The sequence below is a fragment of the Neomicrococcus aestuarii genome (assembly GCF_014201135.1).
GTDB classification, from domain to species: Bacteria; Actinomycetota; Actinomycetes; order Actinomycetales; family Micrococcaceae; genus Neomicrococcus; species Neomicrococcus aestuarii.
Genome location: NZ_JACHDR010000001.1, coordinates 119246 through 134980 on the forward strand (window position 1 = coordinate 119246; position 15735 = coordinate 134980).

The window sequence follows — 15735 nt, forward strand, 5'->3', positions numbered from 1 at the left end:
GCTATCCTCTCGGCGCCGCTTCGCGCGCGCCAGCGTTCACCGGTAGCCCGGCCACGATGCCGTCAACGAGCTCGGCAACCTTCGTTCCGGAGAACGTGGCTTTGCGCTCCAGGACAATGCGGTGCACCAGGACATCGTGCGCCATGGCCAGCACGTCATCGGGGAGGACGTAGTTGCGTGCAGAGACGGCGGCGCGAGCTTTCGCAGCGCGCAACAGTTGAAGCAGCGAGCGCGGCGATGCACCCAACTGCACATCCGGGTGCTCGCGCGTGGCACGGCCCAGAGAGACGATGTACTGCTTGACCGGGTCAGAAACATGAACGGTCTTCACGGCGTCAATGAGAGAGCGCAACTCGTTAGTGGTGAGGACGGGCTCAACGCGGTTCAGCGGGTTGGTGGACTGGTGGGATTCCAGCATGTCCATTTCCGCTTGAGCGTCCGGGTAGCCCACGGAGACGCGCGCCATGAAGCGGTCCCGCTGAGCTTCCGGCAACGGGAACGTGCCTTCGAGCTCAATGGGGTTTTGCGTCGCGATCACCATGAACGGATCCGGCAGCGCGTAGGTCACCGAATCCACTGTGACTTGGCGCTCTTCCATACACTCGAGCAGCGCCGACTGGGTTTTCGCGGACGCACGATTGATCTCATCACCAATCACAATGTTCGCGAAGACCGGGCCGGTCCGGAAATCGAACTGGTGCGTGTCCTGGTTGTAGATGGAGACACCCGTGACATCGGAGGGCAGCAGGTCCGGCGTGAACTGGATGCGCTTAATATCGCCGTCAATCGTGCGCGCGAGCGCTTTCGCCAAGAGGGTCTTACCGACGCCCGGCACATCTTCGAGCAGCAAGTGACCTTGCGCCAGAAGAACCGTCAGCGCCGTTTGCGCCACATCCTGCTTTCCGTCCAGCACCCCGCCGATGGCAGTGAGAATCCGCTGGCACGCGTCATGGAAGTCAGGGCCCAACGTCAGGTCTTGCTGTTGAAGTGTCACGGTTTCCTCTCGAGCGGTTGCTTTTTGAAGCGTAACCACTCATAGGATCAAGGTGTCAATGGCTCAATGTGGCTAGTCTAGTGGGGTGCAAGATCAGCAAACCCACGCAGAGACCCCAGCCGCTTACGTTCCGGAGGACCTTCGCGTCTTGCGGCAGCACGAGGAGAACGACGACGCAGCTCACCACAGTAACGGCGTTCCCCTTGTTAACGGGGCCCGGAGCGCGGTTGCAGAGAACGGGAAACGTAGGGACCGGAATTACCCACCGGCACCCGAGCCGCTGCCGTATCCGGTCATCGACAACCACACGCATATGGACTTTCGTGACGGCTGGGTGACCGTTTCCGTCAAGGACGCCATGGACACGGCAGGAGCCGTTGGTGTGCGCGGCGCCATCCAGGTGGGTTGCGATGTGGAGAGCTCGCAATGGGCAGTGGCTGCCGCCGAAGAAGATCCACGAGTGTTGGCTGCCGTCGCCATTCACCCCAATGACGCTCCACGTCTCGCTGAAACGAACGCGCTCGAGGACGCGCTCGCAGAAATCGAGCGACTCGCTCAGCACCCGCGAGTCCGAGCGATTGGCGAAACCGGTCTCGATTACTTCCGAACCGGCGAAGACGGCAGGGGAGTGCAGCGTTACTCCTTCGAACGGCATATAGACATCGCAGTCAGGGCCGGAAAAGCGCTCCAAATTCACGATCGTGACGCGCATGATGACGTGGTAGATGTCCTCAAAAGTGTGAGCAAGCTCCCGGAAAGCGTGGTCTTCCACTGCTATTCAGGTGATGAAGCTCTCGCCGAAATCTGCAATGAGTACGGCTGGTACATGTCATTTGCGGGCACGGTTTCCTTCAAAAACTCCAAAAATCAGCAGGCTGCGCTTGCAATTGCGCGTCCAGAGCTCATTTTGGTGGAAACAGACGCTCCATTCCTCACTCCGCACCCCTTCCGGGGTCGTCCGAACGCTGTCTACATGGTTCCCTACACGGTCCGCTTCATGGCCGAACATCGTGGGGTTGACGTGGAAGAACTCTGCAAGCAGCTCGAGTCCAACACTGAGACGGTCTACGGCAAATTCGATAGTTGATAACGATTCGATTACAATTGAACGTCAATAGCCGGGATCGGGGAAGTTTCCGGGTATAAGCACCCACCGCGTGGACACCCCGTTTGCGTGTCCAACAACGCGTGCTTAGCGCCAAGCGCCCGGATCCCGGAAGCTCTGCGTGCCACCGATTTTTCGGTGGCATTCCTCGTCCTGCCACCTTGAACAGGTGCCGTAGTGCGAGCGGCGTACATACCTCACCCCGTGCCCGGGATCACCGTCGTTTGGAATCTCGTGCTTCATGCCGCAAAAAGCCGCTGGGTCAAGCTCTCAGCTCAGGCCCTCATTGTTCTAGCAATCATCGGTGGCGTTTTTTACGCCGCCTCGTTCCAAAAATCAGTCGCCTTGTCCGTAGATGGCCAAGAGCGCACTGTCTCCGTCTTCGGAGCAACCGTTGCTGACGCTCTCGCCGCAGCAAACCTCACCCTCAGCCAAGAAGACCAGGTATCTCCTGCTCTGGATGCGCCCATCTCCGAGGGACAAACCATTGAAGTTCTCACCGAAAAAGGTGTGAAGGTTTCCATCGATGGCGCCGATCGCGTGGTCAACACCACCGGTTTGACCGTTGAAGACCTCATGAACCAGCTCGGCATTGAAGACGGCTCTGCTGTCTCTTTGGATGCAGACACCCTCCTGACGGGTCTGAACTCCACGCTGACCATCAAGACCGCTGACGCTATCGCTGAAGCCAAGAAGGAAGCCGCTGCTAAAAAGGCTGCGGCAGCCAAGAAGGCAGCAGCTGCAAAGGCTGCCGCCGCTCAGAAGATTGCTGAACAGAAGGCAGCAGCAGCCGCCAAGGTTGAAGCCGCCCGCGTCGCAGCAGCAGAAGCAGCTGCCGCAAAGGTTGCAGCCGCTAAGCAGGCAGCAGCCGAAGAAGCCGCTGAAGAAGCAGCTCAAGCCGCCGCCGCAAAGAAGGCAGCTGCCCAGAAGGTTGCAGCTCAGCAGGCTGCAGCTCAGAAGGCCGCTGCAACTACCCAAGCCGCAAGCACCGCAGCCGCACAGACGACGCAAGTTGCGTCGTCGTCCTCTGCAACCTCTACCGGTAGCGTGTCCTCCACGTGGGCCGCTCTCGCACAGTGCGAATCCGGCGGAAACTGGTCCATCAACACCGGCAACGGCTACTACGGTGGACTCCAGTTCTCGCTCTCTAGCTGGCAGGCAGTCGGCGGAACGCAGTACGCTGCGTACCCGCACCTCGCCACCGCAGCACAGCAGGTAGCCGCAGCTGAGAAGCTTCGCGCTTCCGGCGGCTGGGGCCACTGGCCAGCATGTGCAGCCAAGTTGGGCTTGCTCTAAAAAGCGTCGGACTGCGTTGAGCAGCCGTCAATACTCATGATGCCCGCGCAAGCTGCGGGTCATATCAGGCAGGGCCAGAGTGGTGCAAAACTACTCTGGCCCTGCCTATGTGTGGATTTTTACTAGGATGGACTGCGTGACTGACGCCCCGAACTCCACCCCGCTCCTTGGAGCCACCGATATTCGGCGACTCGCGGAGGAGGTGGGCGTGCACCCCACCAAGACCCTCGGGCAAAACTTTGTGATCGACGGCAATACCATCCGTCGCATCGTCAGTGCTGCCAAAGTGAAGCCGGATGAGACGGTCGTGGAGGTCGGACCAGGGCTGGGAAGCCTCACGCTGGGACTGATCGATGCCGCCCGCTCCGTGGTTGCCGTCGAGATTGACCCGCCGCTGGCGAAGCGACTCCCGCAGACCATCGCAGAGTTCCGCCCAGAGCGCGTGGATGACTTCACCGTGATCCTCAGTGACGCCATGGACGTGACCAGCCTGCCGGATCCGCAACCCACCGCGCTCGTGGCAAACCTGCCCTACAACGTGGCAGTGCCAGTGCTCTTGCACTTCTTTGAACACTTCCCGACCCTCCAGCATGGCCTAGTCATGGTGCAGGACGAGGTCGCGGACCGCTTGGCCGCCGGCCCGGGATCCAAAACCTACGGCGTCCCCTCCGCTAAAGCCGCCTGGTACGCGGACGTGAAAAAGGCCGGCGTCATCGGGATGAACGTCTTCTGGCCGGCACCGAAGATCCACTCGGGACTCGTCTCTTTCGAGCGCCGCGAAACACCCGTGGTGGACGATGTCCGCCGCGAGGACGTCTTCGCCGTCATTGACGCTGCCTTCGCGCAACGGCGCAAAACGCTGCGCGCGGCCCTCGCCGGATGGGCCGGAAGCGCCGCCCGTGCCGAAGAGATTTTGGTCGCCGCCGGAATCAGCCCCCAGGCTCGCGGCGAAACCTTGAGCATTCTTGAATTCGCGCAGATCGCTCGCAGCGCTCAGAACCTCGATGCCGGCGGTGCCGCGTGAAACGCCCGCCGCTGATCGTCAACCGGCACACCGCACTCACTGACCATGACCGCGACATGATCGGCCTGCGCTCCGTCGTGGCTCGCGCGCCGGGCAAAATTAATGTCTCCCTCGAAGTGGGACCACCCCGCGAGGACGGGTACCACTCCGTGGCCACCATCTATCTTGCGGTGAATTTATTCGAAGACATTCGCGCGAGCGAACGCATGGACACCGAGTTCACGATTTCGCTGAGCCCAGACTCGGCGCCGTTCGCGGACCCGGAGACTTTCCCCATTGGACCGGAGAACCTGGTGATCCGGGCTGCCGCAGAGCTTCGCGCCTACACGGGCGTGAAGGCCGGGGCTGACCTCGAAGTCACCAAACGCGTTCCCATCGCCGGCGGCATGGGTGGCGGCTCCGCGGATGCGGCGGCGGCCCTCGTGGCGTGCAACGCCCTGTGGGAGACTGGACTGAACCGCGAAGAGCTCGCGATTGTGGGTGCTCGACTGGGCGCGGACGTCCCGTTCGCTCTCTACGGCGGCGCTGCGGTGGGACTCGGCGTGGGGGATCAGCTCTCACCCTTGTTGCTGCGGAACGCGACTCACTGGGTCTTGGTGCCGGCCAGCTACGGGCTCAGCACCCCCGAGGTCTATGGAACGTTGGACAAGCTGCGCGCCGAACAGGACGTGGAAGCGCCCACGAATGTGGACGTTGACACCGTGCACGCACTGGTAGCCGCAAACGTTGAATCCCTTGCACTGAACGTGCGCAATGACATGGAGCAAGCGGCCATCCACTTGGCCCCGGAGATCGCCACCGTCATTGCCACCGGCGAAAAGCTGGGCGCAGCCCGGGGCATCGTTTCCGGTTCCGGTCCCACGATCGCCTTCTTGGCCGAGGACAAAGACCACGCGGAACAGCTCCGAACACTTATTAACGAGGAACTCGATGTGGACGCACTGGTAGTGCATGGACCGGCAAACGGCGCAGCCGTGGTCCACCACCATTCGGCGTTCCGCGGCAACTAGCCGCTACAGCAAAAACGAAGGACGTACATGGCTCACTTGTTGGGTGCAGAAAACCTCTCGATCGCTTTCAACGGTCGTGTCATTTTGGACAGCGTCAGCCTTGGCCTCAACGAGGGCGACCGCGTGGGTATGGTGGGCCGCAACGGCGATGGCAAGTCCACGCTCATGCGTTTGCTCGCCAAGCGCGGCGAGGGTGACAACGGCCGCGTGACGTGGGTGGGCGGACTCAACGTGGGCTACCTGGATCAGCAGGACGTGCTGGACGGCGACATGTCCGTGGGCGAAGCCATCGTAGGGGACGCCGACGAACACGAGTGGGCCTCCAACCGCACCGCCCGCGACATCATGGACGGCCTCGTCAAGGAAGTGGACTGGCACGCGAAGATCGCGGACCTCTCCGGTGGCCAGAAGCGCCGCGTGGCCTTGGCCAAGTTGCTGATCGGTGATCATGACGTGATCATGCTCGATGAACCCACCAACCACTTGGACGTGGAAGGCGTGCACTGGCTCGCTAACCACCTGAAGAACCGCTGGCGCCCGAATCAGGGCGGCCTGCTGGTGGTCACCCACGATCGCTGGTTCCTGGACGAAGTCTCCACGCGGACGTGGGAGGTTCACGACGGCATGGTGGAGCCTTTCGAAGGCGGCTATGCGGCGTACATCTTGCAGCGCGTGGAGCGCGATCGTCAGAACGCTTCCATTGAGTCCAAGCGCCAGAACCTGGCGAAGAAGGAACTTGCGTGGTTGCGCCGCGGCGCTCCTGCGCGTACCTCGAAGCCGAAGTTCCGCATCGATGCGGCGAACGAGCTCATCGCGGATGTTCCCGAAGTGCGCAACAAGGTGGAGCTTGCTTCCCTCGCGGTGACGCGCCTCGGCAAGGACGTCGTCGATATCCTCGACGCCTCCGTGTCCTACCCGGGCAAGGACGTGCTCAAGAAGATCGAGTGGCGCTTGGCTCCAGGCGAGCGCACGGGCATCTTGGGTGTGAACGGCGCCGGCAAGTCCACACTGTTGGGCTTGATCGATGGCACCGTGGAACCCACCGAGGGTCGGGTCAAGCGCGGCAAGACCGTCAAGGTGGTCACGCTGTCCCAGAAGCTCGATGAGCTCACCGAGTTCTTGAATGATCCCGTGCGCGTGGTCATCAGCCAGTTGCGCACCTCTTACACGGTGGGCGCCGGCTCCAAGGCTCAAGAGCTCACCCCGGGCCAGCTGTTGGAGCGCCTCGGCTTCTCCAACCACCACCTCTCCACGCCTATCAAGGACCTTTCGGGTGGCCAGAAGCGCCGCTTGCAGCTGCTCATGATCCTGCTGGAGCAGCCGAACATCCTCATCCTTGATGAGCCCACCAACGACCTCGACACGGACATGCTCGCCGCGATGGAGGACCTGCTGGACACCTGGCCGGGCACCCTGATTGTGGTTTCCCACGACCGCTACTTCCTCGAGCGCGTCACGGACCAGCAGTACGCCCTCTTCGGCGGCAAGCTGCGGCACTTGCCCGGTGGCGTTGACGAATATTTGCGCCTCCGAACGGAAGAGGAGGCACGCGCCGGGGCTGCGTCGTCGTCCTCCGCTTCCAGTACGACGACGCAGCCCGCCTCCTCAGATTCGGCTGCGGTTTCCGGGGCCGAACGTCGTGCGGCGCAGAAAGAAATTTCCACGATCGAACGGCGCTTGCAGAAGCTGACGCAGAGCATCGAGAAGGTTCACGCCAAAATGGCCGACCACGATCAGAGCGATTTCGATGGACTTCGCGCGCTGAACGAGGAGCTGCGTGGGTACGAGGATGAGGTCGCATCCCTCGAAGAACGATGGCTGGAATTGTCTGAGCTGGTGGGCTAAGCAGTAGTTTCAGTAACGAATTACTCAATCATTGGGATAACAATCTATTCAGGTCTAGGATTTAGCAAGGGAATGGATTGTTGGGGTGATCGTTCCAGTACTCTCACGCACCCTTCTTCCGCTCCAAACTTCTTGTGTTGCGTGAACTCGATGAAGGTGCTGATATTCGTTGAATGTCCTGGGGAAACCGTGGTGGCAAGGCATTCCCATGCTCCTTGCGATCATCGATGCAGTGGCCATTATTTTGGCAATGTTCATCGCCCAGCTGTACCGCTTCGGCGGGTTCGCCGGAAATGAGCTTCAAGGAATTATCGAAGCCGATTACACGGTTCTCTCGATCTCCATAGCGATTGTTTGGCTGATCCTTTTGGATATGTGGGGAACCCGGGATATCAAGATCATCGGCATGGGCACCGAAGAGTACAAACGGATTGCCGTGTCTTCCCTGTATCTCTTCGGAGCCATCGCGATTGTCTCCTACGCCTTCGGCATTCAGACAGCGCGCGGTTACGTAGGCTTGGCGCTTCCCGCCGGGTTGTTCCTACTGATCTCTGGCCGCTGGCTTTACCGCCGTCACCTCTCAAGGCAACGGCACGCCGGCATGTTCCAGCGCCGGCTGATGATCGTGGGTGGACCGTCCACGGTGCTGCACTTGTACACGAACCTCACCTCTGCCCCGGAAGCCGGTTACGAACCCGTGACCGCGTATTTGCCCGGTTTTGCCGTGCACGCACCCGATGGCGAAGAATTGCCTATTCCGGTGGCGGGCGTCTCTCGAGACGTCGAGGGAATCCTCGCAGCCGTCGAGCAGTACAAGGTGGATGCCTTGGCGATTTCCTCCGGTTCCATGCTGAGCCCGCGCGTGATGCGTAGCTTGGGGTGGGAACTGCAAGATCGCGGCGTCTCCATGATCATGGCTCCCGCCCTCACTGACGTGGCCGGACCGCGAATTCACACCCAGCCGGTCAACGGCTTGCCGCTCATCCACGTCTCCACGCCGAAGCTCGAAGGCATCAAGGGCTTCGCCAAGCGAGGCTTTGACGTCCTCGGTGCCGCGCTAGGACTGATCTTCCTCTCGCCAATTTTCCTGATTACTGCCCTCAGCGTTCGGCTGGATTCCAAAGGTCCCATCTTCTTCCACCAAAAGCGCGTCGGTAAAAACGGCGAGATCTTCTACATGCACAAATTCCGTTCCATGAATCCTGACGCTGAAGCCAAGAAGGCCGAACTCATGGATCAGAACGAATCCGATGGCGCGCTGTTCAAAATGAAGAAAGACCCCCGCATTACCAAGGTAGGCGCCTTCATTCGCCGCTTCAGCATCGATGAGCTGCCACAGCTTTGGAACGTGCTGGTGGGGGAGATGAGCATCGTGGGACCACGCCCGCCCGTGCCGGAAGAAGTGCAGGCCTACGAGAAGCACGTGCACCGCCGCTTCATGGTGCAGCCTGGAATCACGGGTCTCTGGCAGGTCTCCGGACGTTCCGGTTTGAGCTGGGAAGAAAGCGTGCGTCTAGACCTCTATTACGTAGAAAACTGGTCGCTCATTCAGGACATGGTAATCCTGTTCAAAACGGTTCGCGCCGTGCTGACCTCGGACGGCGCATACTAGCGGGCCCCGTACTAACGAGCACTGCAGGGTTACCGCGTTCCGGGCCCAGCGTCGTCGTACTAGCGTCCTTATGTGAGCGAGTCCGCACACGCGACCCACGTCACGGTGCGCACAGCAGTGTTTGAAATATGGCAGAATAGTTCACTGTGCTTGACTGGTTCTGGCACATTCCGCCCTGGTGTAATGGCAGCACCCCAGCCTTTGGAGCTGTGGAGTCTAGGTTCGAGTCCTAGGGGCGGAACCAGTCACGATGACTGGCCCCAGTAGTTCTCGAAGACGAACTATTGAGGCGAAAGAGAACCGTACTCGGGAGTTATAACTTGACCGTGGACAACCACTCGCCCGCCGCTGTCATCGTGTTGGCCGCAGGCGCCGGAACACGTATGAAATCCGCCAAGCCTAAGATCATGCATGAGATGTGTGGTCGCTCGATGGTGGGACACGCTCTCGCAGCAGCGCAGGGCCTTGAACCTGACTACCTCACCGCCGTGGTGCGCTTTGAACGCGACCGCGTCGCCGAGCACATCACCAGCATTGTCCCGGACATCATCATTGCCGATCAGGACGAAATCCCAGGCACCGGCCGCGCCGTCGAGCAGGGCCTCGAAGCCGTTGACACCGCCCACGGAGGACCCGTCCAAGGCACCGTGGTGGTCACCTACGGCGACGTCCCACTCTTGACCTCCGAACTGCTCCAACAGCTCGTCGCCGAGCACAACGAGCAAGGCAACGCCGTCACCGTCCTCACCGCCGTGCTGGATGACCCCACCGGCTACGGCCGCATCATCCGCGAAGCAGACGGCTCCGTCTCCGGCATCCGCGAGCACAAGGACGCCACCGACGAAGAACGTGCCATCAACGAGGTCAACTCCGGCATTTACGCTTTCGACGCCGCCATCTTGCGCGACGCCCTTCCGAAGGTCTCCACGGACAACGCCCAGCAGGAAAAGTACCTGACGGACGTTCTTGGACTGGCCCGCGAAGCAGGCGGCCGCGTCGCCGCCGTTGCCACGCAGGACCGCTGGCAGGTTGAGGGCGCCAACGATCGCGTCCAGCTCGCCACCCTTGGCAAGGAAATGAACCGCCGCGTCCTCGAAAAGTGGATGAAGCTCGGCGTGGGCATTATCGACCCTGACTCCACGTGGATTGACGTTGACGTAATCCTGTCCAACGACGTCACCATCAAGCCGGGCACCCAGCTCCACGGCCAGACCATCGTGGGCACGGACGCCGTGATCGGCCCAGACACCACGCTCACCAACGTGCGCGTCGGCCAGGGCACCACCGTCATGCGCTCGGTGGCCACGGATGCAGAATTCGCGGACCACTCCAGCGTGGGTCCGTTCGCCTACATTCGCCCAGGCACCAAGCTGGGCGAGGATGCCAAGATCGGCGCGTTCTACGAAACGAAGAACGTCACCGTGGGCAAGGGCTCGAAGCTTTCACACTTGGGTTACATGGGAGACGCTGAGATTGGTGAATACACCAACATTGGTTGCGGAAACATCACTGCTAATTACGACGGCGTCAACAAGCACCGTACGCAGATCGGCAGCCATGTCCGCACCAGCTCGAACTCCGTCTTTGTGGCCCCCGTGTCAGTAGGGGATGGCGCGTATACCGGGGCGGGCGCCGTCGTACGCAAGGATGTGCCTGCAGGAGCGTTGGCAATAACGTACGCTCAGCAGAAGAACATGGAAGGCTGGACGCAAGACAAGCGTCCCGGCACTCCAGCAGCGGAAGCCGCCCAGCGGGCACAAACCCCCTCAACAACAGATCGCCCAGGAGCTTAACGCATGAGTGAAATCAGCCATAACGTCGACAAGAAATTGGTGCTGGCTTCCGGCCGCGCGCACCCCGAGTTGGCTGAAGAAATCGCGGAGGCCCTCGGCACCGAGCTCCTTCCCATGAGCGCTTACGACTTCGCCAACGGCGAGATCTACGTGCGCTCGGGCGAATCCGTTCGCGGTAAGGATGTCTTCATCATCCAGTCGCACCCGGCACCGCTGAACAACTGGCTCATGGAGCAGCTCATCATGGTGGACTCCATGAAGCGCGCTTCGGCCCGCCGCATCACCGTGGTGTCCCCGTTCTACCCGTACGCCCGTCAGGACAAGAAGGGCCGCGGTCGCGAACCGATCTCCGCTCGTCTGATTGCTGATCTCTACAAGACCGCTGGCGCGTCCCGCATCATGTCCGTAGACCTTCACACCGCTCAGATCCAGGGATTCTTCGACGGTCCAGTTGATCATCTCTTCGCGATCCCGCTCCTGGCCGATTACATCCGTAGCCGCGTTGGCAACTCCCCAGTGACCGTGGTGTCCCCGGACACCGGCCGCGTGCGCGTTGCTGAGCAGTGGGCTGATCGTTTGGGTGGCGTGCCGCTTGCGTTCGTTCACAAGTCGCGCGATCTGACGGTTCCCAACCAGGCTGTTTCCAAGACCGTGGTGGGTAACATCGAAGGCCGCACCTGCGTGTTGATCGATGACATGATCGACACCGGTGGAACCATCGCTGGCGCCGTTCGCGTACTGAAGGATGCCGGAGCCAAGGACGTCATCATCGCGGCAACGCACGCGGTGTTCTCTGATCCAGCAGCGCAGCGCCTCTCCGAATGTGGCGCCCTCGAGGTTGTTGTCACCAACACCTTGCCGATCCCTACCTCGAAGCGTTTCCAGAACCTCACGGTTCTTTCGATCGCACCGCTCATCGCGCGCGCTATCAAGGAAGTCTTCGAAGATGGCTCCGTGACCTCGTTGTTCGACGGAAACGCCTAACCCTTATTGAGGATTTAGTGACTAGAGAAGTGACCCCACCTCGGCTTGCCCGGCGCGTGGGGTCACTTCTTTTATGCGCCTACCTCGCTGGAGCCGCTGTCCTGTTTTTCTGGCCCAGCGGATCGCGCATTCACCGGATGAATCTGGACTTCTGGTGGCAAACGCGGCGGCTGTTCGGCGCGCCACCAGGGTACGGGCCGGACCAGGCGGAGATCCTCGCTAACGCGATTGTGATGTTCTTGCCCGTGCTGGCGTTATGCCTCATTTTTGTGCGCGTGAAACCGTGGGTCTGGGTCCTGTTGGCAGCCCTCGCAAGCGCGGGGATTGAGGTTACTCAAGGCTTTGTACTTCCGCACCGTAAACTGGATCTAACGGATTTTCTGGCGAACACTGCGGGCGCCATGCTGGGAGGATTCGTGGGGGTGATCATCCTCCGTTTTATGGGCTCACGGGTTCCTTCTGACCCGGAGGACCGTTCAGCCGTTGACTAGGGGATTTTGTGGGCATTCTGTGGTTTTCAGCCATTCCAACACTTGTTGTGGTGTTGCTGGTCAGTGGTTTCGCGAAGCTGAAATCGCCGACCTCAACGGATGAGGCGTTCGCTTCTCTGCAGGTGCCAAAAGGGCTTTCCGCCCCCGTCTTCCGCCGCGGTTTGCCGTGGGCCGAGATCGCGCTGGGACTCGCCTTGCTCATCACGTGGGGTTGGGTCCACACGCTGGTCACGCTCGCGACGTTGGCGCTTTTTGTGGCGTATCTGGTGCTGGTGGCGAAGGCGCTTCAGCGCAACGACGGCGCAAGCTGCAATTGCTTCGGCGAATGGTCTCAAGCGCCGGTCTCCGGTTCCACGTTGATCCGCAACTATGTCCTGGTCGCCGCCGCCCTCATGGCGTTCGTGGGCTCCTTTACCGCTGCTGCCACCCATTTTTCGTGGATCCAGCAGCTAGGCGGCTCCGGTTGGCTGTACGTTCTGGGCTTGCTCATTCCGGCAGCCGTGGTCGCGGCCATTTTGTGGGATTCTTTGCGCAGCGATTCTTCCAGTACGACGACGCCGCTCGGCTCGGGTGCCTCATCCTCCGCGGGTGCGGGGGAGAGTTCGCAGCCACGAAGCGACGATGAAGAAGTGCTGGATTACCTTCGCGAACCAATTCCGTACCATTCTCTGAAAAAGCTTGACGGTACGAAGGTCACGCTGCGCCAGCTGGTTCGCTCCAACGCCGTGTTCATGGTGAAGCTGAGCCCGGGTTGCGGCTCCTGCGTCATGGTGATGAACCAGTGGGAGTCCCTCGCGAAGCGACTCCACCCCATCAAACTTCAAGCGGTCGTGGCGGATCCCAACACCATTCCGGCCGCGTTGAACGGTCACGATCCCGCGTTCATTCCGCAGCCTCTCATCGACGAGAACAACGACCTCAGCAACATATTTGAGCAGTACGGTACCCCGTGGGCGGTGGTGCTCGGCGCGGACAAGCTCCTGGCCGCTGGCCCCGTGGCCGGATCCGGTGCGATCTTTGAGATCGTCGATGAGATCGAGGCTCAAATGCAAGAAGCCGCAGCAGAGCAAGAAGCAGCTGTCGAGACCGAAGACGTCCAGTCATGAGCCCCTCAACTCGAGATCAGCCGGCGCAAGTGAAGCTGCTGACCGTGTGTACCGGAAATATCTGCAGATCTCCGTACGCGGAGCGGCTCTTGCAAGCGGGCATGGACGAGCTTCACCCCGGACTCTTTTCGGTAATCTCCGCTGGCACCATGGCGATGACGAATCAAGGCATGGATCAGCGATCGCTCGAGCGGCTTGAAGCAGCCGGAGGCTCGGGGGAGGGCCACGTCCCACGGATGCTGCGCAACGTGATGAACGTGAAGTATGACCTGGTGTTTGCGATGTCTGAAGAGCACCGCGTGGAAATCGTCAAGCAGTCGCCTCGGATGCTCAAGCGCGCGTACACCATCATGATGTTTGCGGATCTTTATGAGCAGCTCGTGGCAGATCCCAGCTCCGAGCTGGTGCGTGGGTGCGAGCCTGAGGGTGTCTTGGATCGGTGGGCTGGTTTAGGAGTGCTGGCAGCACGTGCACGCTCAAGCCTCGCAGTCCAAGGGTTCAACGATTACGACGTCCCGGATCCGTACCGGAAGGACAACGACGCGTACGACCAGATGGAAGCCGCGCTCAAACCGGCGATTTACCGAATTCTTGCCGCAGAAGAACAGGCCAGCGCCAGAAAGTTCTAGCGCTGGCCCTTCAATGGTTCAAAGAGTCCCTGTTTGCCAGGGATGTTCTCTGTCGAGGATTCGTGTCGGCTCTCTAGGACTCGTCGGAGCGTTTCGCTCGCGTGCCACGGAAGACGATCTCGTCGAAATTATCCGAGGAAGGCTTCGTGGCCGTCATGGACTGGCTCGACGTGCCCTGAGTTACCTCGGTGTGGCGTGAGTGGGACGCCGAGGTTGCCGGGGTCTGAATCTGCTCGGTCGGAGGGTTGTCGGTCACGCTCGCCCCTGGAACCTCCGCGGTAGTCTTCGCCTTGGTTTCCTTCTTCGAGTAGTACTTTCCGTAGTACCCGTAGCGTGAAGCCTCGGCTCCGCGCGTTGGAACCTGGTTCAGGATCACGCCCAGCTTGTTAGCGCCCACGCGATCCAGATTCTCGGTAGCCTTCGCAAGCTCGTCGATGGTCGGCTTTCCAGCTTTGACCACAATGAGCGCACCGTCTGAAACCTTCGCGAGCACGGCGCCATCGGTGACAGGCAGAAGCGGTGGTGCGTCGATGATGACGAAGGCGCGCTCGGAGAGATCCTCGAGAAGCTTGCGCATGGTCTTAGAGGCAAGAAGCTCCGAAGGGTTCGGCGGAATACGTCCGGCCGCAAGGACTTGCAAATTTGGAACGGGTTCGAAGTCCTGAAGGACGTCGTCGAGTTCCGCCTGACCCGCGAGTACGTCTGTGAGGCCAGCATCGCCAGGGAGGGAGAACATCTCTGAGATCACGGGGCGGCGCAAGTCGCCGTCCACCACAATGACCTTCTGGCCGGTCTGGGCGATGGTAACGGCCAGGTTTGCGGACAACGAGGACTTGCCCTCGCCGGGGACGGAAGACGTCACTACGATGACGCGCGGTGGATTGTCTACGTCCATGTAGGCCAAGTTAGTACGCAACTCTCGCAAGGCCTCGGAATAGGCATGGTAGTTGCGATCCGTGCGGGTCTCGGCCGAGTAGACCACGGGAAGGACCTGACGTCCACGAGAAAGACGGGGGTCCGAAGGCAAAGTGCCGACGGCGGACATTCCCACTTTTTGGATGGCCTCAACCGAGCGCACGCGACGATCCAGCAGATGCTTGATAGCAGCCCAGATCAGACCCAGCACCAGCCCAACGACGGCCCCCATGAGGACGGCCTGGTTCACGTTCGGGGCGTAAGGAGAGGTGGGTAGGGTTCCTTCGGTCATAGGCATCAGCTCAACGGCCGGCTGAAAATCCTCGTCAACACCGTTAACACCAGTGGACTCGATATTGTGCGCTTCCTCAGCCAGAGCTTGAATCCACACGTTCGCGAGCTGCTGGGCAAACGCTGGATCTGATGCACGTGCAGTAACACGCAGTTCGGTGGTGCCATCGACTACAGCCGCGGTGATCGAGCCAATGAGTGCGCCAGCGGGTGGAACATCGGCGACGCCCAGTTCCGTGAGCTTCTCGACGGCACGCTCGCCAGTTCGCTGCGAAGACGCCATGACGGCGTAGGAACCGGCTCGGTCCTGAGCCAGCGAGTTGCCCGCGATGGCTTCACCGATCGTGGAGGACTTGGGGGTGACGATCAACCCCGAGGACGTGGATTGGTACATCTTGGGCTGAAGCGCAGCCCATCCAAACCCACATAGCGCGCCGACAATCGTGGCGATGAGCAGCACAGGCCAGAAACGCCTGACCACGGCCATCAGTATGCGCAGGCCCTCGCCTTGACGTTGGTCTTCATCGATCGGCACAGCATCCCCCAGAGATGGTAATCACGTTAGACAATTCCCTAGTCTAGTTCAGGCCGGGGAACTGCGGTTCAGGCGAGTCTAGTTGAAGTGGTAATATTGTCTTCA

The 15735-nt window shown here is 60.7% G+C and carries 13 protein-coding genes and 1 tRNA gene; 12 read left to right on the forward strand and 2 right to left on the reverse strand.

From position 1 onward, the window contains the following. Position 1: 1 nt before the first annotated feature. Entirely contained in the window at positions 2 to 994 is a 993-nt protein-coding gene (locus HD598_RS00515; protein ID WP_311538898.1) for an AAA family ATPase, read from the reverse strand. A gap of 85 nt (positions 995 to 1079) precedes the next feature. Here HD598_RS00515 and HD598_RS00520 point away from each other — a divergent pair, with 85 nt between their 5' ends. The 12 genes from HD598_RS00520 to HD598_RS00575 all read left to right on the forward strand — a co-directional run bounded on the left by HD598_RS00520 (position 1080) and on the right by HD598_RS00575 (position 13889). After that, on the forward strand, positions 1080 to 2081 hold the full coding sequence (locus tag HD598_RS00520) for a TatD family hydrolase (protein WP_183662906.1): 1002 nt from the start codon (positions 1080 to 1082) through the stop codon (positions 2079 to 2081). 252 nt (positions 2082 to 2333) lie between these two features. After that, positions 2334 to 3395 (forward strand): resuscitation-promoting factor, encoded by a 1062-nt coding sequence (locus tag HD598_RS13660; RefSeq protein ID WP_183662909.1) that lies wholly within the window; start codon positions 2334 to 2336, stop codon positions 3393 to 3395. A gap of 136 nt (positions 3396 to 3531) precedes the next feature. Continuing rightward, the gene (gene rsmA, locus HD598_RS00530; RefSeq protein ID WP_311538899.1) at positions 3532 to 4419 is read left to right on the forward strand and encodes a 16S rRNA (adenine(1518)-N(6)/adenine(1519)-N(6))-dimethyltransferase RsmA; all 888 of its coding nucleotides are present in this window, start codon (positions 3532 to 3534) and stop codon (positions 4417 to 4419) included. Further along, positions 4416 to 5429 carry a 4-(cytidine 5'-diphospho)-2-C-methyl-D-erythritol kinase gene (locus HD598_RS00535; protein ID WP_311538900.1) on the forward strand — a complete coding sequence of 338 codons (1014 nt, stop codon included), beginning with the start codon at positions 4416 to 4418 and terminating at the stop codon, positions 5427 to 5429. Before rsmA ends, HD598_RS00535 begins: the two co-directional genes overlap by 4 nt. Positions 5430 to 5456: 27 nt before the next feature. Beyond that, positions 5457 to 7274 (forward strand): ABC-F family ATP-binding cassette domain-containing protein, encoded by a 1818-nt coding sequence (locus HD598_RS00540; protein ID WP_183662914.1) that lies wholly within the window; start codon positions 5457 to 5459, stop codon positions 7272 to 7274. A gap of 208 nt (positions 7275 to 7482) precedes the next feature. After that, positions 7483 to 8886 carry a sugar transferase gene (locus tag HD598_RS00545; RefSeq protein ID WP_183662916.1) on the forward strand — a complete coding sequence of 468 codons (1404 nt, stop codon included), beginning with the start codon at positions 7483 to 7485 and terminating at the stop codon, positions 8884 to 8886. A gap of 169 nt (positions 8887 to 9055) precedes the next feature. Then, positions 9056 to 9130 (forward strand) — tRNA-Gln (locus HD598_RS00550). Between the two features lie 76 nt (positions 9131 to 9206). Continuing rightward, complete coding sequence (glmU, locus tag HD598_RS00555; protein WP_183662918.1) at positions 9207 to 10679, forward strand: bifunctional UDP-N-acetylglucosamine diphosphorylase/glucosamine-1-phosphate N-acetyltransferase GlmU; 1473 nt, start codon at positions 9207 to 9209, stop codon at positions 10677 to 10679. A gap of 3 nt (positions 10680 to 10682) precedes the next feature. Then, the gene (locus HD598_RS00560) at positions 10683 to 11663 is read left to right on the forward strand and encodes a ribose-phosphate diphosphokinase (RefSeq protein ID WP_183662920.1); all 981 of its coding nucleotides are present in this window, start codon (positions 10683 to 10685) and stop codon (positions 11661 to 11663) included. A gap of 29 nt (positions 11664 to 11692) precedes the next feature. Further along, positions 11693 to 12154 carry a VanZ family protein gene (locus tag HD598_RS00565; RefSeq protein ID WP_183662922.1) on the forward strand — a complete coding sequence of 154 codons (462 nt, stop codon included), beginning with the start codon at positions 11693 to 11695 and terminating at the stop codon, positions 12152 to 12154. A gap of 50 nt (positions 12155 to 12204) precedes the next feature. Continuing rightward, complete coding sequence (locus HD598_RS00570) at positions 12205 to 13260, forward strand: MauE/DoxX family redox-associated membrane protein (RefSeq protein ID WP_183662923.1); 1056 nt, start codon at positions 12205 to 12207, stop codon at positions 13258 to 13260. Continuing rightward, positions 13257 to 13889, forward strand: coding sequence for an arsenate-mycothiol transferase ArsC (locus HD598_RS00575; RefSeq protein WP_183662926.1), 633 nt, complete (start codon positions 13257 to 13259; stop codon positions 13887 to 13889). Before HD598_RS00570 ends, HD598_RS00575 begins: the two co-directional genes overlap by 4 nt. A 73-nt stretch (positions 13890 to 13962) precedes the next feature. Here the strand turns inward: HD598_RS00575 and HD598_RS13665 are convergent, their stop codons facing one another. Then, positions 13963 to 15630: a tyrosine-protein kinase domain-containing protein gene (locus HD598_RS13665; RefSeq protein WP_183662928.1), complete on the reverse strand. Its 1668-nt coding sequence runs from the start codon at positions 15628 to 15630 to the stop codon at positions 13963 to 13965. Between the last annotated feature and the right edge of the window lie 105 nt (positions 15631 to 15735).